Source organism: Acinetobacter sp. ANC 4973 (assembly GCF_002135275.1).
Lineage (GTDB): Bacteria > Pseudomonadota > Gammaproteobacteria > Pseudomonadales > Moraxellaceae > Acinetobacter > Acinetobacter kyonggiensis.
In genome coordinates this window covers 1-19,366 of record NZ_NEGM01000014.1, presented here as the reverse complement: position 1 = coordinate 19,366, position 19,366 = coordinate 1, and the positions used below count along the sequence as shown (strand labels likewise).

The 19,366-nt window shown below is 36.4% G+C and carries 19 protein-coding genes, 1 rRNA gene, 2 pseudogenes and 1 riboswitch; of the genes and pseudogenes, 12 read left to right on the top strand and 10 right to left on the bottom strand.

The annotated features are described in order from the left end of the window. Positions 1–107 precede the first annotated feature (107 nt). From B9T30_RS13725 to B9T30_RS13715, 3 genes are all read left to right on the top strand, one after another. Complete coding sequence (locus B9T30_RS13725; RefSeq protein WP_086185498.1) at positions 108–998, top strand: sulfite exporter TauE/SafE family protein; 891 nt, start codon at positions 108–110, stop codon at positions 996–998. A 126-nt stretch (positions 999–1,124) separates the two neighbouring features. Further along, positions 1,125–2,216 carry a 3-deoxy-7-phosphoheptulonate synthase gene (locus tag B9T30_RS13720; RefSeq protein WP_143223213.1) on the top strand — a complete coding sequence of 364 codons (1,092 nt, stop codon included), beginning with the start codon at positions 1,125–1,127 and terminating at the stop codon, positions 2,214–2,216. Positions 2,217–2,280: 64 nt separating this feature from the next. Further along, positions 2,281–2,805, top strand: coding sequence for a protein tyrosine phosphatase family protein (locus tag B9T30_RS13715; RefSeq protein ID WP_086185496.1), 525 nt, complete (start codon positions 2,281–2,283; stop codon positions 2,803–2,805). On the opposite strand, the gene ispF is transcribed toward B9T30_RS13715, so the two are convergent. Further along, positions 2,793–3,284, bottom strand: coding sequence for a 2-C-methyl-D-erythritol 2,4-cyclodiphosphate synthase (gene ispF, locus B9T30_RS13710; RefSeq protein ID WP_086185495.1), 492 nt, complete (start codon positions 3,282–3,284; stop codon positions 2,793–2,795). The genes B9T30_RS13715 and ispF overlap by 13 nt on opposite strands. Positions 3,285–3,383: 99 nt before the next feature. Here ispF and B9T30_RS13705 point away from each other — a divergent pair, with 99 nt between their 5' ends. Further along, positions 3,384–4,034, top strand: a complete 651-nt coding sequence (locus B9T30_RS13705) for a hypothetical protein (protein ID WP_086185494.1) — start codon at positions 3,384–3,386, stop codon at positions 4,032–4,034. Positions 4,035–4,090: 56 nt separating this feature from the next. Here the strand turns inward: B9T30_RS13705 and B9T30_RS13700 are convergent, their stop codons facing one another. From B9T30_RS13700 to B9T30_RS13690, 3 genes are all read right to left on the bottom strand, one after another. Next, positions 4,091–4,507 carry an NUDIX domain-containing protein gene (locus tag B9T30_RS13700; RefSeq protein ID WP_086185493.1) on the bottom strand — a complete coding sequence of 139 codons (417 nt, stop codon included), beginning with the start codon at positions 4,505–4,507 and terminating at the stop codon, positions 4,091–4,093. Between the two features lie 95 nt (positions 4,508–4,602). Next, positions 4,603–5,847, bottom strand: a complete 1,245-nt coding sequence (locus tag B9T30_RS13695) for a D-amino acid dehydrogenase (RefSeq protein WP_086185492.1) — start codon at positions 5,845–5,847, stop codon at positions 4,603–4,605. A 143-nt stretch (positions 5,848–5,990) separates the two neighbouring features. Further along, positions 5,991–6,080: riboswitch (glycine riboswitch) on the bottom strand. Positions 6,081–6,379: 299 nt separating this feature from the next. After that, the gene (locus B9T30_RS13690; protein ID WP_086185491.1) at positions 6,380–7,117 is read right to left on the bottom strand and encodes a TenA family transcriptional regulator; all 738 of its coding nucleotides are present in this window, start codon (positions 7,115–7,117) and stop codon (positions 6,380–6,382) included. A 308-nt stretch (positions 7,118–7,425) separates the two neighbouring features. Here B9T30_RS13690 and B9T30_RS16715 point away from each other — a divergent pair. Next, a pseudogene (locus B9T30_RS16715) lies at positions 7,426–7,548 on the top strand (hypothetical protein); the annotation flags it as partial. 110 nt (positions 7,549–7,658) lie between these two features. On the opposite strand, the gene B9T30_RS13685 reads toward B9T30_RS16715, so the two are convergent. The 4 genes from B9T30_RS13685 to B9T30_RS13670 form a co-directional block, all read right to left on the bottom strand. Next, positions 7,659–8,195 (bottom strand): GNAT family N-acetyltransferase, encoded by a 537-nt coding sequence (locus B9T30_RS13685; RefSeq protein WP_086185490.1) that lies wholly within the window; start codon positions 8,193–8,195, stop codon positions 7,659–7,661. A 142-nt stretch (positions 8,196–8,337) separates the two neighbouring features. Then, positions 8,338–9,432, bottom strand: a complete 1,095-nt coding sequence (gene aroC / locus B9T30_RS13680; protein WP_086185489.1) for a chorismate synthase — start codon at positions 9,430–9,432, stop codon at positions 8,338–8,340. A gap of 12 nt (positions 9,433–9,444) precedes the next feature. After that, positions 9,445–10,455, bottom strand: coding sequence for a 50S ribosomal protein L3 N(5)-glutamine methyltransferase (gene prmB, locus B9T30_RS13675; RefSeq protein ID WP_086185488.1), 1,011 nt, complete (start codon positions 10,453–10,455; stop codon positions 9,445–9,447). A 90-nt stretch (positions 10,456–10,545) separates the two neighbouring features. Further along, complete coding sequence (locus B9T30_RS13670; RefSeq protein WP_086185487.1) at positions 10,546–10,926, bottom strand: lysozyme inhibitor LprI family protein; 381 nt, start codon at positions 10,924–10,926, stop codon at positions 10,546–10,548. Positions 10,927–11,126: 200 nt separating this feature from the next. On the opposite strand from B9T30_RS13670, the gene B9T30_RS13665 reads away from it, so the two are divergent. The 7 genes from B9T30_RS13665 to B9T30_RS13635 all read left to right on the top strand — a co-directional run bounded on the left by B9T30_RS13665 (position 11,127) and on the right by B9T30_RS13635 (position 18,087). Then, on the top strand, positions 11,127–11,432 hold the full coding sequence (locus B9T30_RS13665; RefSeq protein WP_086185486.1) for a hypothetical protein: 306 nt from the start codon (positions 11,127–11,129) through the stop codon (positions 11,430–11,432). Between the two features lie 254 nt (positions 11,433–11,686). Next, on the top strand, positions 11,687–13,060 hold the full coding sequence (locus B9T30_RS13660) for an ABC1 kinase family protein (protein WP_086185485.1): 1,374 nt from the start codon (positions 11,687–11,689) through the stop codon (positions 13,058–13,060). Positions 13,061–13,295: 235 nt separating this feature from the next. Continuing rightward, positions 13,296–14,582, top strand: coding sequence for an acyl-CoA dehydrogenase family protein (locus B9T30_RS13655; protein ID WP_171264173.1), 1,287 nt, complete (start codon positions 13,296–13,298; stop codon positions 14,580–14,582). A gap of 25 nt (positions 14,583–14,607) precedes the next feature. Next, complete coding sequence (locus B9T30_RS13650) at positions 14,608–15,807, top strand: acyl-CoA dehydrogenase family protein (RefSeq protein WP_086185483.1); 1,200 nt, start codon at positions 14,608–14,610, stop codon at positions 15,805–15,807. Positions 15,808–15,900: 93 nt separating this feature from the next. Beyond that, positions 15,901–16,386, top strand: coding sequence for a GNAT family N-acetyltransferase (locus tag B9T30_RS13645; RefSeq protein ID WP_086185482.1), 486 nt, complete (start codon positions 15,901–15,903; stop codon positions 16,384–16,386). Positions 16,387–16,769: 383 nt separating this feature from the next. Further along, positions 16,770–17,312 carry a type 1 glutamine amidotransferase domain-containing protein gene (locus B9T30_RS13640; protein ID WP_086185481.1) on the top strand — a complete coding sequence of 181 codons (543 nt, stop codon included), beginning with the start codon at positions 16,770–16,772 and terminating at the stop codon, positions 17,310–17,312. A gap of 253 nt (positions 17,313–17,565) precedes the next feature. Further along, on the top strand, positions 17,566–18,087 hold the full coding sequence (locus B9T30_RS13635) for a lytic transglycosylase domain-containing protein (protein ID WP_227518983.1): 522 nt from the start codon (positions 17,566–17,568) through the stop codon (positions 18,085–18,087). 485 nt (positions 18,088–18,572) lie between these two features. Here the strand turns inward: B9T30_RS13635 and B9T30_RS13630 are convergent. After that, positions 18,573–18,906, bottom strand: a pseudogene (locus tag B9T30_RS13630) (IS630 transposase-related protein). Between the two features lie 246 nt (positions 18,907–19,152). Beyond that, positions 19,153–19,267: ribosomal RNA gene (gene rrf / locus B9T30_RS13625) — 5S ribosomal RNA — on the bottom strand. Positions 19,268–19,366 lie beyond the last annotated feature (99 nt).

The following is a 19,366-nucleotide window of genomic DNA, read 5'->3' as shown; positions in this document are numbered from 1 at the left end:
TGAGTTTACTTTAGCGTTTTTTGGAATAAGCAAATCAATAATCAAGACAACGACTTATCTGAAATAGTCATAACATATGCACGTTTTTTGATATTTGGCATATAACCATGTTTGGTCCAATTGAATTTATTTTAGCGGGTGTTATCGTCGGCTTCTGCGTCGGCATTACAGGTGTTGGCGGTGGCTCACTCATGACGCCTATTCTAATTAGTTTGTTTCGAATTGAGCCACACATTGCCATTGGTACTGACTTGCTTTATGCCGCAATCTCTAAATTTTGCGGTTCAATGGTCCATGCTAAAAAAATGAATATTGTCTGGCCGATTGTGATTTGGCTGGCTGTCGGCAGTATTCCTGCATCATTGGGCACTCATTGGGTTTTAGAAAATTATTTAAGTCAATCTACAAGCTATAAAGCTGTTCTGACCACTGTTTTAGGTTTTATGTTGACTTTAACAGGTGTTTCTATCGTTTTCCGTGGGCATATCGAACGCTTCTTTAACAAGTTTCGTAAAAATGAAACACTAGATATGACACAAGATTTAGAAAAAGTTAACTTTAGTGCCAAAGATAAACGTGTCTATATTGTGATTATGGGCATCATATTGGGTGTATTTGTCACTTTATCATCAGTCGGTGCTGGTGCATTTGGTATTATGGCATTGGTGCTCATGTTTCCGAATTTACCCATGATTCGTATTATTGGATCTGACGTGGTACACGCTGTACTTTTAACTTTAGTTGCAGGTTTAGGACATATGAGTTCAGGTAATGTAGATTTACACTTACTCGGTTGGTTATTAGTGGGTTCAATCCCTGCCATTGTGGTGGGAACTTTAATTAGCTCACGCTTACCTGAAAAAATTATCCGTAAAATTTTAGGCATTACCTTATTCGCATTAGGTATTAACTTCATCCTTCATCCAGTAAAAGTAAAACCTGTTGAAAAACCAACAACTGCTATGATTTTAACTGTTGAAAAATCGAACAACGGTTAAGCTATCTATGCGATTAATTGGTTTTTTTCACGGATTTATTGGTGTTTTGTATAGCAACTCACCGCTTAAATCGTGTTATATTCAGGCTACTAAAAAAACTCTTGTATGATCAAACCAGTGACGGCAATGAATACACTACAGTCAAATCCTATTACACAATCTGACATCGATGACGTGAATGTACAAAGCATTCAGCCTCTTGTAACTCCTGCTGAATTAAAAAAAGAGTTACCTCTGACTGAACATGCCTATCAAACTGTCTTAAAAGGTCGAGAAACCATTCGCAATATTCTTGATGGTAAAGACAACCGTCTATTTGTGGTCATTGGTCCTTGCTCAATTCATGACACGGTTGCTGCACATGAGTATGCAGATCGTTTAAAAGTGTTAAGCGAAAAAATTAAAGATACGCTTTATATCGTAATGCGCGTTTACTTTGAAAAACCACGAACTACTGTGGGCTGGAAAGGTTTAATTAATGACCCTGACATGAATGATTCTTTTAACATTGAAAAAGGTCTTCGTATTGGTCGTCAACTTTTAGTTGAACTCAATAATAAAGGTTTACCATGTGCCACTGAAGCACTTGATCCAAACTCACCACAATATTATCAAGACCTTATTTCATGGTCAGCGATTGGTGCGCGTACCACTGAAAGCCAAACTCACCGTGAAATGTCTTCAGGTTTATCTTCTCCTGTTGGATTTAAAAATGGTACAGATGGCGGTTTAACCGTTGCAACCAATGCAATGCAATCCGTTAAACATGGTCACAGCTTCCTTGGTTTAAATGATCAAGGTCAAGTTTCTGTCATTCGTACCAGTGGTAATCCATATGCACACGTTGTACTTCGTGGTGGTAATGGCAAACCAAACTATGACGCAGGTTCTGTTGCAGAAGCTGAAAATGCTTTAGCCAAAGCCAAAGTAAGCAACAAAATTATGATTGATGCCAGTCATGCCAATTCAAATAAAGACCCGTACTTACAGCCACTTGTATTGAAAAACATCACAGAACAAATTCTAGATGGTAACAAGTCAATTGTTGGTCTTATGGTTGAAAGCCATCTCAAAGGTGGTCGTCAAGATATTCCTGAAAATCTGAATGATCTTGAATATGGTCAATCAGTGACGGATGGCTGTATTGATTGGGAAACCACTGAAAAAGCCCTACTTGATATGCATGAAGCACTCAAAGACGTTTTACCAAATCGCTAAGAGATTTAAAACGCCATCTTGATTGATGGCGTTTCTACTTTAACCTTAGGAAAAGTTTTATCTTATGAATGAAATTGAAAATGCATTAAGCCACATTCAAAATTTCCAGTTTATTCACGAACACCTATTCACATCTGCTCAGCCATCTGCTGAACAGTTAAAGCTGATTAAAGAATACGGTGTCACGACAATTGTGAATTTGGGATTATCTGATGCAAAGCAGCATTTAACTCATGAAGATAAAATTTGTTTAGATTTAGGCTTAAACTATATTCAATTGCCTATTTCTGCTGAAACCCCATCTGATGACCAATGTTTACTAATATTAGATATGCTTGCTCATTTAGTACAAGAACAAATGGTTTGGGTTCACTGTAGTAAAAATTATCATGTAAGTTGTTTGATGTATTTATATCGTCAATATTCTATGGATATGGACATGCCTACGGCGCAAGAGCTGATGCATAGCATTTGGGAACCCAATGACACATGGACAGGCTTAATTCATGCAGTCGCTTTACAACTGCAAGGTCGTAAAGCCACCAAAGAATTACAACAGGCGCTCATCCATCCAGATCATTTTGCTTGATGTGAAATCAAGACTGTTGCCGTTGCCAAAATGCCTTCCTGACGTCCTGTAAAACCGAGCTGTTCTGTGGTTGTCGCTTTAATACTAATTTGCGTGACATGCACGTTTAAGACATCAGCAATACTTTGACGCATTTCTAAATTATGTTTGGCTAATTTAGGACGTTCACATGCGACAGTCATATCGGCATTATTTAACACATAACCGCGATCCAAAATAAGTTGATAGACATGCTTAAGTAAAACTCGGCTATCTACACCTTTAAATTTTGCATTTGTGTCAGGGAAATGCTGCCCGATATCCCCCAAAGCTAACGCGCCCAATAACGCATCACATAAAGCATGCAACACGACATCACCATCTGAATGGGCTTTTAAGCCATGTGTATGGGGAATTTTAATGCCTGCTAAAGTTACAAAATCACCTTCTTCAAAGGCGTGTACATCCATTCCCTGACCAATTCGAATTTGTGCGACCACTTTTAGCATCCTTAAGAAATAAATGATTGAAATGTTGTATTCACGCTTTCTATTTCGCTATAGTTACATCAGCGCAACATAGTGAAATTATAAGCGATCATGCTGGTGAATACCGATATTAATCTCATTAAAACATTAAGCACATTATTCAGTATTGGCTGTTTGTGCTCAACCATGACTTATGCTCAAGAAATTGACTGCTCTCACCCAAATACATCGTCAATGAAAAATATTTGTGCTGAAAGTTTTTTAGAATTTCGAAAAAAATTAAGCAATGATTATATAACTGCTTTTTTAGTCAGTGATGCACCTGTTCATTTATTAGAAGATACACATACCTTATGGTTTAAGCGTTTACAGCAATGTAAAAGTTTAGATTGTTATAAACAACAATTTGAATTACGTATTGAAGATCTTAATTTTTACACATCACTGAATCAGAGTTTAACCAATCACTATTTAAAATTTGAAAATGGCAAAATTGCCAGTCAACCTGTGCATTTACAAGTCCATCAACTCACCAAAGATAAAATTAAAATTGAAGGTATTGCCTACCGTAACCCGAACAATAAATTAGAAACTCAAACCATTCCATTCTTGGCGTATACAACAACAGAAAAGAAAGATGAAATTATAGATAACGAACATGATTGCAAATATCAGTTCAATTTCAATAAAGCAATCTTATCGGTCAAAACCAAACAAAAAGGCTGTGAACGTTTTGTCGGTGTATATCGGCTTTATGATTAATTTTTTAATGCATTCATTATTTTTTTGAAATTGAATATTAGCGACTTTTTTATTGCTTACCGCAAATAAAGATTCATTTTCTGCCTGATCAAATCTAGGGCTTGTACATACTTGGAATGTAAATCTAGTATGTGATACGTATTTATATTTTCCCAAAAGAACTCAAAACAATGCCCATAATCATCTAATGTGTCATAACACCATTGATTCTCTAAATCTTGACTTGAAGTATCACAAAAAACAAAATGCCACGTTTGGTTGCTTATTTGATGTGCTCCCCAATCATAACATTGTTGTTCTTCGACAATGATGCCCGATTCTTCATACAATTCACGTATAGCTGCATGAAAGATTTGTTCTGATTTTTCAATCGTACCTTTTACAAGTTGAATACCTGCTGTCGGATGTTTAAAAAGTAAAACTTCCAATACGTGATTGTTTTTTCTCAGAATCACTGGACAGACTTTGTTCATTTTCTTGCATCTCAGGAAAATCTTTTGATAATCATATATTAAACTGACAAAAAAAATGCAACATATCACGTTGCACTTTTTTAGTTTCTATACAATTAAATGGGATGTTGTGATGCCACTTCTTGACTAATCATCACTGCTGTTGCAGCAGATAACGTCCAACCTAAATGTCCATGCCCTGTATTATAAAACACTCGTTCACGGCGACCACGTCGGACAGTCGGCATCATGTTTGGCATCATTGGACGTAAACCTGCCCACGGCACAACATTTTCAGTACTAATATTAAAATTTTTGTTCACCCAGTCTGTCAGTGGTTGAATACGGTCTGCTCGAATATCAAGATTATAACCATTAAATTCTGCTGTTCCTGCGACCCTTAAACGGTCTGCACCTAAACGCGAAGTCACAATTTTTGCACTTTCATCCAGTAAACTAACCCATGGTGCATGCTTAACACTATCTTCATCATTTAAATTAAGCGTAATCGAATATCCCTTCACTGGATAAATATTAACTCGATCACCTAATAAATTTGCCAGATGGTAACTGCCAACACCACCACAAACCACAATCGCATCGGCCTCTAGTGATTCCACTGTCGTTGCATCCAATTGCATATTTTCATTACTTGCATGATAAAGCACCGTAACACCTTTGGCATGATGCTTCACATCAGTGACTTCCATACCAAACACATACTTCACGCCATATTTTTCAGAGGCTTTGGCTAAACCTATTGTAAATTTATGAATATCCCCTGTTGCATCCCCTGGGCAATAAAAGCCACCATAATATTCACCCTTTAAACTCGGCTCTATACTTTTAATTTCTTCTGGCGTAACCGCATTTCGTTCTAGCCCACCTTCATTCAATAAAGTATTAACCCGAGTGGCTACTTCATAATCCAATTTATTGTGATAAAAGTGAAGAATTCCACGTTTCTCTAAATCGAACTGAATATTCTCTTCTTCAGCCACGGTAAATAAACGCTCACGTGCCAATAACGCCATTTTTACGGTATCACGCGTATTGGCTTCATAATGTTTAATATTACCGAGAAATTCTATTAACCAGCCATATTTATGCAGGTCAAATGAAGGATTAAGCAGCAAAGGTGCATTTTTATTAAACATCCACTTCATGCCCTTTAGCACCGTAGATTTTTGATTCCAAACCTCTGCATTACACGCTGAAAGTTGCCCACCATTGGCAAATGATGTTTCCATAGCAGCATATAAATGTTTATCAATCACGGTGACTTTATAGCCTAATTTTGCCAACTCATAGGCAGAAGTAACACCAGTAATTCCCGATCCAATCACAACAATATGACACATACGACACTCCCTTGAAATGTACTGACATTTCTATGAGCCCCATCTGTCATTGGTACCTGAGAGCTTCGACCATGACGCTAAAAATTTCAACGCTGACCATCCCCTTCGGTGAGCATATTTTATATGCTTCTCTCCAGATTTTTAAAATTATTACAGTCCTTTTGCCTGAGAGTTTCCGGGGTCGTTGCTCCTTCGGCGTGTTCACAGAAGAACATCTCTCCTGCAATAATTGCTTATTCTAATATGAGCAATTTTTATACCATTTGCGAACACTAAATTAATTATATTTGTTAACCAATTTGGTTGTAAAAAATAACCATATATATCAAACAATTAAAATTTAGTTATTCAATTTCAATAGCTTTAAAATATAGTATATTCCAGCACTTACATTGAAATTTTACATGAGCAAAACATTTTAAGAGCTACAAATGATTTCCAACGCATCCCAAAAGAGCAATACCCAAAGAATAGTAGCAATCTTATTTAAGGTTGGTACAGTTTTTTTCTAAATGAAGGTTTGTAAATCTTTCTAACGTAATTTGTAGCATGCATCTAACGCTAATTCATAATACGCCAAACCTTCTTGTGCAGCTAAAAATGCTTTCTTCTGCAATACAGGATCTTTATCACACAATCGCTTGATAAGCTCCATTGCTTCATACGGATGTAAATCATCATAATGAGCATGTGCTCTTAACCAAGCCAAAGATCGCTTATTAATACTTACTTTTGGGTGCTCTGTATATGCTTGTATTCCTTTGTAAACTTGTATTGTCCAGTCCCCTGTTGCCCATTCAATTGCTAAATTTGTTGCAGCAATACTTTCCGCTAAAGTTCCTCTAAAATTAACATCCCATAGAAAATGATTCACTGCATTCATTGCAGCAGGAGGTCTAACTTCATTTAACATTTCAGCGGTTAAACCAAAGCCTCTAGCCCAATCTTGATACCAACGCAGATGACTTTCTTCAACTTTAATATTTTGAATTAACCAATTTCTAGTATCTATGACCCCCTCTAGAGAAAATGATGTTGCTTTAGCAAGCGCACCAGCCATATAAGCTGGAAAATGAGCAACTAAAGGATAAAAATTGAGTAATGCTGAACGAAAACATTCTAGACTCAATGATCCATTCGCCATATCTAAAAATAAAGGGTGTTTGCTAACTCGTTCTTTCGCAGGAAAAAGTTCATCCCAAAACTTTTGAGACCACTCCGAATGAGCTGTAATTTCTAATTTTGTTCCATATTGATTCATAGCAGTCATTGCGATGTATCCTATTCGTATGACTTAATTCAACCACATTCTATGGTTGCTGCTTTTTAGATTTTATCTAAATACAATAAATACACAATCATTGTTGTTTAAATTGTAACTATTTTTATTTATATAACATTTTATTGAGCTTAATGATTATATTAATTAAATATTGAATACAAAAACTTCTAAAGAATAGAATTATATTATCTTTTTATAATCTAACACACATTTTATTTAATTCAGTGTAACGCAGGCAAAACAATCCCTCTTTTACATTCTAAGATTTATAAAAAAATTAGCCGTGGAAAAATAAAATGATAAAGTTGAAAGTGCCGCATCTACTGGGGCAAGAACAAATCGACTTGCTCATTTCTCGTGGGCTAAATTTAGTTTGCTTTCCCCAAAAATTAGAAGTGATTTATAAAAATCAGTATAAAGTTATTAAGCTTTTAAATTTATTGGCTTTTTAAATATAACTTATATTTTTAGTCGTTTCCTTAGCATGGCTTTAGCTTATGCTACAGATCAACAACAGCGGAGAAGTTATCTATTGCGTGATCAACTTTTTCATCTGCTGTAGCTTTAAATCAATTAATGGGATGCCTACATTTGCATTCACAGGATAATTTTCAATGTAAGCGGTTTTAACATATCCACACCGTTCATAATATTCAATTAATTCAGATCTGGCATCAAGTACAAACATCTCATAACACTTTAAATTTATACATATTTCTTGTGCCTTCATTTCTGCATATTTAAGTAGCTGCCGACCAATACCTTGATTTTGCCAAGCAGATGCAACACAAAAAGTACCTATTTCCACTGCATCTTGTTGGAAAGTCAAACCAATACAGCCAAGCAATCCCTGTTGAGGGTTGTCCTTAACATCGGCGACAAAGAGCCACACATTCTTCTGCCACAAAAGATGAACCAATTGTTCTTCATTAATTCTTGTCCCAGCAACAATACCTTCTTCACTGGTCCAACTCGCAGCATTATTTGTTCTATAAGCTTGGTTGATTAGAATCACTAAATTTTGAATATCTGAAGAATTTGCTATTCTTAAACTTAAGTTTTTCAATTTTTATTATCTTGATCTGTGATTAACAAAATCTAGCAGATTTTGAATGAAATGCAAAAATAAAACCAGACATAAAGTCTGGTTTTATTAAGCCTGTAGATGAATTCTTCACTAACAAGGTTCAGTAAAGAAAATCTTTATTTCACTTCGGCTCAATCGGTGCAAACGGTGCAATCACATCCGCATTTTGCGCACGATGACGCATAAAGTGATCCATCAATACTATGGCAAGCATGGCTTCCGCAATTGGTGTCGCTCGTACACCCACACAAGGATCATGACGACCTTTGGTCAATACATCAGTATCCTGACGATCAATATTAATGGTTTTACCCGGTGTGGTAATACTTGCAGTTGGTTTTAATGCAATTGCCACACGAATCGTTTGCCCAGATGAAATGCCACCCAAAATACCGCCCGCATGATTTGCCAAGAAACCATCGGTTGTTAACTCATCACGTGTTTCATGACCAAACTGTTCTGCAACAGCAAAACCATCACCAATCTCAACAGCTTTAACCGCATTAATACTCATCATCGCATGGGCAATGTCGGCATCTAAACGGTCAAATACAGGCTCGCCCCAACCTACTGGAACTTTTTCGGCAACGATTTCAAGCTTTGCACCACAACTTGTGCCTTGTTCACGCAATGAAGTCACTAAAGCTTCAAAACGAAGCACCGCATCAACATCACCACAGAAAAAAGGATTGTTCGGAACTTCTGCCCAATCTAATTTTTCTGCTTTTTCTGTGCCAATTTGCGTGACATGACCACGAATATCAATCGCAAACTTTTCAGCCAGATATTTTTTGGCAATCGCACCTGCCGCTACACGCATCGCTGTTTCACGCGCACTTGAACGACCGCCACCACGGTAATCACGAAAGCCATACTTTTGGGTATAAGTATAATCTGCATGCCCCGGACGGAAGGTTTGTGCAATATTGCCATAGTCTTTCGACTTTTGGTCGGTATTACGAATTAGCAAACCAATCGATGTACCTGTAGTTTTACCTTCAAATACACCTGAAATAATTTCAACTTCATCGGGTTCTTTACGTTGAGTTGCAAATTTAGAGGTGCCCGGCTTACGACGGTCTAAATCGTGTTGCAAATCAGCTTCAGAAAGTTCTAAACCTGGCGGAACACCATCGACAATTGCCATGAGGCCAACGCCATGAGATTCACCACAAGTCGTTACACGGAACAGCTGTCCAATACTATTACCTGCCATGTTCACAACTCCTTATGCTTGAACCGATTTTACAAATAAATCACGGTATTTACGGCATTGTTCTGCTGTTAAAGCAAAAATACCTGAACCACCTTTTTGGAATGTTAACCAATGAAAATCCACAGTATTAAAATTCTGTTTCATTGCCCATTCAGAATTACCGACTTCAATCACGATTAAGCCATCTTCAGTCAAGTAATCAGCAGCTTGCGCTAACATTTTACGCACTAAATCTAAACCATCTTGACCCGCAGCAAGTGCAAGTTCTGGCTCATGCAAAAATTCAGCAGGTAAATCAGCCATGTCTTCAGCATCCACATACGGAGGATTTGAAACGATTAAGTCATATTGATTTTCAGCAGGAATTTTTGCAAATAAGTCTGATTCCATCAATGCAACCTGATATTGCATATTGTGATGTTCAGCATTAATCGAAGCCACTTCTAAAGCTTCTTTAGAAATGTCGGTCGCATCCACTTCAGATTCAGGGAATGCATATGCCAAAGCAATTGCGATACAACCAGAACCTGTACACATATCTAAAATACGACGTGGCATTTTAGGATTTGTATTTTCAGGTAGATTATTTAAAGCTTCGCGTACTTGACCATTTTCATCTAAGCAGTACGGTGCAAAACGCTGATTAATCAATTCTGCAATCGGTGAACGTGGAATAAGCACACGTTCATCTACGTAATATGGCTTGTCACAGAAATACGCCAGATTCAATAAATAAGAGGTTGGCACTTTTTCATTGATACGACGTTCAAGCAAACTGATAAATTCTGCTTTTTCACTTGGCAATAATTTCGCATCTAAAATTTCTGGATTCGCACTCCAATCCAATGCCAATGTTTGCAATACTAAAGCCGAACTTTCAGCAAAAAAGTCTTCCGTACCTTGACCTAAATGTGCATCATATTGACGTAGAGCTGAAACACCAAAACGAATAAAATCGCGAATGGTAACTAGGTTTTCAGCGGCTTCCTGCAAATGTTCAGGGCTAATGGTCAGTTGATCCACTTAAGGCATCTCCAAGGTCGATATTTTTAAACGCCTTATGATACCTTGTTTTACTGGTTTTTATAACGCTTGCATGACATTCATGCACAATTAACTCAGACCTAATTGCTTACTTTGATAATAACCGACTTGGTTCATGGTCATCTCTAACTGGCACTTCGCTTGCCTTATTTTACCAAAATCACTTTTTAGTGCCGAATAACAGCGCTGTTCAACCTGATTTTGCCAAAGTTGACGCTGTTGTTTAATATTTACCATGTGCTGAGTATTATTTTCCAAAACTTTTTCGTAATACTTTTTCAGTAATTTATTTTGTTTTTCCTGTTCTGTACTGACACACTTTTTAATGATTTCTAGATCACCGTAAGCTTTATTTAAACACTGCGTATATACTGCTGAGTATCCATTAGCAAAAGCTGTACTTGACCCCAAAGCAATGATACATCCAAAAATGGCTGATCCGAATCGCATGACTTCCCCTTGTCGACATGACTCATTTAAAATTCTATTCTTTTATTTTATGAATAGTACAGTAATCATCTACAGATTCCTATCACAGCATGTTGAAATCTAAAGATCAAAAAAGCTCACTGCAATTTTCATATTGAATTCGGCACAAATGCCCTTATATTGAACACACTCTCATTCAATTCAGCATCGAATCTTTTATTATGAGTTATAAACACAACAATTTAATGGCAATGCGTCAAAATTATTGGAATGACACGTTATCCACTCAAGTTTTACATGAAAAAAAGTTTTTCCAAGAAATTCTCATTCAACACGGTATTTATGCAACAGCGACTGAAGATGATGCTAAATATCTATTTTTTAGTCTACCTAGCATTATCATTGTAAAAGGTTATTCACTTGGTTTTCAGCATGATACTGTTCAAGCCATGATTTTTCAGTATATTCAAAACAATAAAACGACGTTAATCCAAAAAAGTAACATTAAAATTCAATTTAATATGTAAGTAGCGGATATACAGCTCTTAACACATATTCTTTGTGATAAACACCTTTAAAAAGTACGCTTGCCCATGATTAGGCTCGCAACATAAAAGTACAGATTCATCTTCATAAAAGGTGCTTTTATTGAAAAATGCATTAAATATTCAGCATATTCATACTCTATTTAAGCATGTTGAACTTTTTTAATACGTCAATACACGTTAATATCCGCTACAATTAATTATTCTGCGACTTGCTGATTAAAGGATTTTGTTTAATGTCAGATCAGAACGATAAGCTTAAACAACTTAAAACTTCCTCTATGGATCGACGCTTATCTATCGCTAAAGCATCTTTACTAGCAGGAACTCGTTGGGCTGCATCTAATGCGACAACTATGTTTTCCAGTGAAGCAGAAAAAGAAAAGAAACGTAAAAAAGCCATGAAAGAACAAGCCGATTATCTTGTTTCTGAAATTGGTAAACTCAAAGGTTCGATCGTTAAAATTGGTCAAATGATGGCGCTGTATGGCGAACATTTTTTACCTGAAGAAATCACACAAGCGCTTAATACATTAAATAATCAAACCATTGCCCTTGCATGGCCAGCCATTAAACAGCATTTAGAACAACAATTAGGTTCTAAATTGCATGATTTAACGATTGACCATGAACCTTTAGGCACAGCCTCATTGGCACAAGTACATCGCGCCACTCGCAAATCAGATGGCTTGGAAATTGTTCTTAAAATCCAATATCCTGGTGTAGCCGATGCTATTGATTCAGATATGAGCTTATTTAAAAATATGCTTAAACTGACGCGCATCGTGCCGCAAACCCGTGAATTTGATCAATGGTTTGATGAAGTCCGCGAAATGCTGCATCGTGAAGTCAACTATGACATCGAAGCTGCGACTACGCGTCGTTTTGCAGCCCGTTTAAAAGATGACCCACGCTATGTCGTACCGCACATTATTGATGAGTACTGCACAGATCAAATTCTTTGTATGACCTTTGAACGTGGTGTCCCGATCAATAGCCCTGTGATGTTGTCGCTGCCTCAAGAACGTCGCAATCAACTTGGTGAAGCATCTTTAGAAATTGCCGTTCGTGAAATTTTTGAATGGGGCGAAATGCAAACCGATCCAAATTTTGGCAATTATTTGGTGCAATTGGGCAATGGATCAGACAGTAAAGATAAAATTGTACTGTTAGATTTTGGTGCTATTCGTCAATTTGATGAGCATTTGCTGAGCGTTGCTCGCAATTTAATTCAAGCAGGCTATCATCATAATATTGATGAAATGGTCAATGCCATGACTGGTTATGAATTCTTTGATTCCATTCCTCAAAGCATTAAACCCGACATGGCGAAAGTCTTTTTATTAGCCACTGAAGCCTTTAGTACAATCACAAATAATCCAGACTTACCTGAAGGCGTTATGGATGAACAACAGCGTTACGATTGGAAAAAGAGCCAACTACATAGCCGTGTAATGCAGCGTGCATCCAAATCAATGGCATCGCGTTATTTCAGCGTACCGCCAAAAGAATTTATGTTTATTAGCCGTAAATTCATTGGTGCATACACTTTTATGACCGTGATTGATGCAAAAACCAATGTCCGTAACATGGTTGAAAAATTCTTATAAAGCGGTCTTGACTAGAATGAGCTTATTGTCATTCTAGTCAATCCCCTATTTCTAATGCTAAATTAAAATCTAAAAAAATAAATATTATTCAGTAATTTAAGAAATTTTAAAAAAACTTAAAACCATTCATCTAAGTCAATTTTAATTGTCAGCAACGACATAGTCTTTTCCATGTTCACATGTCAGCATAAAAATACAAAAAATCAAAAACTGATGGACGATAATAATGACCAATATGGTAAACAAGGCACAAGGATTTGGGCTTTCACTGATCACCAAAATTGCGGGAAGTGATGTTCTTGATCAGCTCAAGCTACGTAAATTTTTGGAAAAATCGCTATATCAAGGCTCAAAAATTAGTTTTAAGACCTTAAGTAAAACCCAAAAAGTATTTAAAGCAGATGTAAATATCCACAAACAGCGTCTACCCAATCAGCAAAAATCACTCTTCGATTTAAACCTCACCGAAGAACAACAAATGACCTGTGATGCAATGGATCAATTTGCATCTGAAGTCCTCTATCCTTTAGCACATTCAGCAGATCAAGATGAAAAATTTCCCACTGTGCTTTGGCAACACTGTACAAATCTAGGATTAAATTACTATGCGCTTCCTGAAGCCTTAGGTGGCGTGGCAACAGAAAAAAATATTTTAAGTAATATTTTGATTGCTGAACATTTAGCTAAAGGTGATTTCAGCTTAACTGCGGGTTTACTTTCTACCTTCAGTGTCATAAATGCAATTACACAATGGGGTTCGGAAAAAATTCAAGCGACCTATTTACCCAGCTTTGCTAATGATAGCGACATCCAAGCAACGTTTGCCATACAAGAAGCAACCCCTGCATTTAATCCATTCAACTTAAAAACCAAAGCAATTTCAGACAATGGAAAATATAGCATTGATGGAGAAAAGACTCTGGTGATCTTAGGTGAAACGGCTGATCTATTGCTGGTAAATGCTGAACTTAATGGCTCACCAGAGGTGTTCATTGTAAAACGCGACCATACTATTACCGCTAAAAAAAGCACAGCCATGGGGATGAAAGCCGCTGAAACGGTCACTTTAAAATTCAACCAAACCCCTGCTGAACTGTTAGGTGATGAAGACTTTAATTATCCAGCTTTTTTAGACTTAGGTAATTTAATGTGGTGCGCTATGGCCGTAGGCACTTGTGAAGCAGTCAAAGCTTACTGTATTCAATATGCCAATGAACGCACTGCTTTTGGTGAACCCATTTCACATCGTCAAAGTGTGGCATTTATGATTGCAGATATGGCAATTGAAATTGATGCGATGCGTATGTTGATTTTAAATGCGGCAAGTCTTGCAGAAGCAGGTCAAGCTTTTCATCGCGAAGCCTATTTAGCACGGTTACTCTGTGCAGAAAAATCAATGCAAATTGGAACGAATGGTGTGCAAATTTTAGGCGGTCATGGCTTTACCAAAGAACACCCTGTAGAACGTTGGTATCGTGATTTACGTGCAACAGCAATCTTACATTCAGGCTTACATGCTTAATCTATAAAAATAAGGAATAAAGCACATGAACTTACAAAATCCTAAAAAATTTAAGCTACTGATAGATCAAGCCCATGAAACGGCTGTCAATGTACTGCGCCCCATTTCACGTAAATATGATAAAGCCGAACATAGCTACCCTAAAGAACTCGATATGTTTGCCTCAATCCTTGACGGGATGAACGATGGTGGCGAAGGTATGAACGCAGGTGCTGCCGTCGGAAAACGTGGCAACACCGAAGCTGGAAATAAAAATGGTGTCAATATGTCTACGGCACTCGGTGTCATTGAGATGTGCTATGGAGATACTGGATTATTACTCAGTATGCCACGTCAAGGTTTAGGTAATTCCGCAATCGCAGCTGTTGCAAATGACGAACAGCTAGAACGCTTCAAAGGCACATGGGCCGCAATGGCCATTACCGAATCTGGCTGTGGTTCAGATTCCGCAGCGATTCGTACCACTGCAACCAAAGATGGCGATGATTATATTTTAAATGGCGAAAAAATTTTCGTGACTTCAGGTGAACGTGCAGATTCTGTTGTTGTTTGGGCAAGCTTAGATAAAAAACAAGGTCGAGCTGCGATTAAATCCTTTGTCGTTCCGAAAGGAACTGCGGGAATGACAGTAGAACGTCTGGAACATAAACTCGGTATTAAAGCATCCGATACTGCCGTGATTAGCTTTATTGATTGCCGTGTACCGAGTCTAAATTTATTGGGTCATGCCGAAATTGATGTGGCAAAAGGTTTCGCTGGTGTCATGGAAACTTTTGATAACACTCGCCCTTTGGTCGCTGCAATGGCTGTAGGCTGTGCCAAAGCATCGCTAGAAAGAATTAAAGAAATTTTTAAAGATCAACTCGATGAAAATTATGCAACGCCCTATTTACAGACATCCTATATAGCCGCACAAATTTATCGGATGGAAGCAGAATGGGAAGCTGCACGTTTACTGACCATGAAAGCTGCGTGGATGGCTGACAATAAAAAACCAAACTCACGTGAAGCTTCTATTTCAAAAGCCAAAGCAGGACGAATTTGTAATGAAATTACATTAAAATGTGTCGAATTGGCTGCAACTGTTGGCTATAACGAAGATGAATTATTGGAAAAATGGGCGCGTGACTCAAAAATTCTCGACATTTTTGAAGGCACACAACAAATTCAACAACTCATTATTGCGCGTCGCGAATTAGGCAAAAATTCAAGTGAATTAAAATAGTTTTGTAATTTTTTAATCGAAAAAGAACTTACAAGAGATGAATTTTTTGTTATAAAAATCCATCTCTTTTTTTATTGTTATTGATTTAAGTTTATGTATCACATCAGACCGATCCAAGCCCAAGATAATACTGAAATTGCACGTATTATTCGCGAAGTTTCCAAAGAATTTAGACTCGCTGCTGAATCTGGTTTTGCCGTAGCTGATCCAATTTTAGATGATTTATACAGCGTATATTCACAGAAAAACAGCCAATATTGGATTATTGAAAATGAACATGGTCAAATATTTGGTGGCGGTGGTTTATCCGAACTAAAAGGTGATGAAACCATCCTAGAAATTCAAAAAATGTATTTTTTGCCTGAAATTCGCAGTTTAGGCTTTGCTAAGCAAATACTAGAAAAAAGTTTTCAATTTACTGAGCAACAAGGTTTTAAATCTTGTTATCTAGAAACGACCAAAGAATTGTGGCAAGCAATCAAACTGTATGAAAAATTAGGTTTTAAATATTTAGACCAACCTAAAGGAAATACTGGACATAGCCATGCTTGTGAAATTTGGATGCAAAAACTACTTTAATGTACGCCTAAATATTAGAGCGATAGAAAATCAGTCATTCTTCGACTCTGTTTTACCGACCAATGATCTCTATTTTGTACGCAATTACTTACAACTAAAGTATACAATCTCGGCTAGTTGAAATAGATCCAAAAATATATGATTAAATTATCAGGAAATAGGATGTTTCCAATAATAAAAATAATAAACGACACAAGCAGGATGCATAAAAGTAAGAAAAAGGTCTAACTTGAAATCTATATAAAATAAGCCTCATCACGTATGGGGCTTATTTTTCACTCAATTTTTTCAAACCTTAACAAGAACAAGCTAAATTTTGTACAGCTTCATCGAATACACTTTGTTAATGTAAAAATTCGAATACAAAATTCAGGATTTTTAACATGTCTAAAAAAGCATTATTTATTACTTCTAATGTTGGTATAGAACACGATGAACTAATCAAACCACTTGAATTTTTACAATCGAAAGGCATTGAAGTGATTCATGCTGCTGAAGAACAAAAGGAAGTACATACAGTTAAAAATGGTAAAGAATCTGCAACCTCTTATATTCCACAAACCACGTTAGCCAAAGTTTCAGCACAAGATTATGATATTTTGGTGATTCCTGGGGGAACTATAAATGCTGATATACTTAGGCTAAATCAAGATGCACATAGAATTATTCAATACTTCACAGATAATGCAAAACCTATTGCCGCTATTTGTCATGCACCTTGGGTTTTAATCAATGCTGGACGAATTAAAGATAAAATTTTAACCTCTTATAAAAGCATCCAATTGGATCTAGAAAATGCTGGCGGAAATTGGGTGAATGAAGATGTTCATCGTTGTAATATCCACAATTGGTCTTTGATTACTTCACGATGCCCAGACGATATTCCAGCTTTTAATGAAGCCATCTTAAAAGAATTAAGCAGTTAAAATACTCTTTAATGAATACTTTGCATCAAAATAATAAGATATTCTATTTATATGAAATAATTTATTTTCCAAAATCAGTCAATAATTTTAACATCAACATTTTTCACAAATTGAGTAAATAATACAAAACATCAACTATTGACTCTAGCGACTAAGGTCACTAGCATAACTTTCAATAAAATTTTACTTTTGGTTTCTAACCTTGTTGATTACATCTCACTTACAATCACAATTATTAAATACTCATTTCTGTATATTTAAATTCGCAACTATAGCCATTATTGCCCTAGCTTTTACAGGTTGTTCATCTTTAGGCAGTGGCTCAATTGCTAAACGGTCTGCTAAATTATCTATGGGCATACAAAAAGCTTATGCTGTTGAACCCAATACAGCAAATCGTGTATCGCCTATGATTGTTCAAAGTGCTGATAAGTATAATGTTGATCCATTACTATTAGCTGCCATGATTCGACAAGAATCAAGTTATAAAAACTATGCTATTTCACCTGTAGGTGCTGTTGGGCTTACTCAAATTATTCCACGTTATTGGCAACGAATATGTTCTGGGGATTTGATTGAAGAAAATAATAATATTAATTGTGGTACATATATTTTAGCCTCTTATAATAGCAAGGCTGGTAGTTGGCCGAAAGCCTTGGCCTATTACAATGTAGGCCCTACAGGTTATAACACTAACCACAAAATGAAGAAACAAGGTAAAAAATATGCACATCAAGTGCAACAACATCAGAAAACATTGAAAAGTGCATTATAGGTATAAGATGCCTATTGATTCATAAACAAGTAGATATAATCTTTACTGTTCAAAAAATAGCGAGTAAATAAAATTTTATCGCTTAACAGCCTTATGAAACTATGCTCTTCATCCATAATTTTAGAGTTTATCTGCAACAAAATTCGAGAAATTTCATTAAAGCCATTCTTTATCAAATTAGAGAAAATTATCCATGGCAAAATTTCTCTCAAGAGCTTACTAATTTAAACTCAATATTTAAAAATATAGTTGATACTTTAAAGATAGTTTTAAGTGACTAACTATAGTCAAACCGTCTAATTTCCCATACACAAATGAAAAACAACTGGAATAGCTGATCAATAGAATCAACAAGCCACTCTTTACGTTTGCGTTTAACCCATGCCCACATTTTTTCTATTGGATTTAAATCCATTTTCATCAAGATAAATGATGAGGGGATGATCTTTAAAAGATCAAGAGAATCACTAAACTTCTTTCTAAGCTCAGGATCTGGTTTTGGGTGGGTTAGCTTTAACTGCAATCTCCAATCGTCTTTTGCATTACCTATAGAAGATTGAGCACAAGAAAAACGCTGAGCACGCTCATCTGGGTATGAGTAATACTGTTACGCAAGGGGATGCTTTCAACTTCATTCTTTAATGCTTGATCATCGATTTTTGATGGTTTTCGAGGCCGTCTTCGCTTAGTTTCAATATACTTTTTCCAACTTAAAATCGTATTTTTATCAATTTCAAATTGTGAAGCAACTGCTCGGATGGAATAGTCTTCCTCAAGCTTAGCTAATACTTTCTTTCTAAAGTGTCCTGAATAACTCATAAAAAATTATTATATTTTAACAGCTTAACTATATTTTCAAATTATCGGTTTGATCTAAATCAGCTGCTTTAATACAAGTGATCTAGTAAATATTAACAAGCCCTAAGTAAAAAATAAACCTCAACGATTATCTATACAGCTCTTGAATATTTTTCATCATTCCTAATATTTAACTTTTATTTCTTTTATTCCCCACATAAAAAAACACCCCCAACGTTTAGGTTGGGGGTGTTTTTAGGAATAATGAGCTGGCGATGACTTACTCTCACATGGGTAACCCCACACTACCATCAGCGCGAAGAGGTTTCACTTCTGAGTTCGGGAAGGGATCAGGTGGTTCACTCTTGCTATTGTCGCCAGCACAACTGTTTATGGATACTTGCTTGGGTCTTATTTATGCACTTTTCAGTGTATGCCTTCGCTTTTTCCAAATGAGTTATTAACAGATTATGCTAAATTT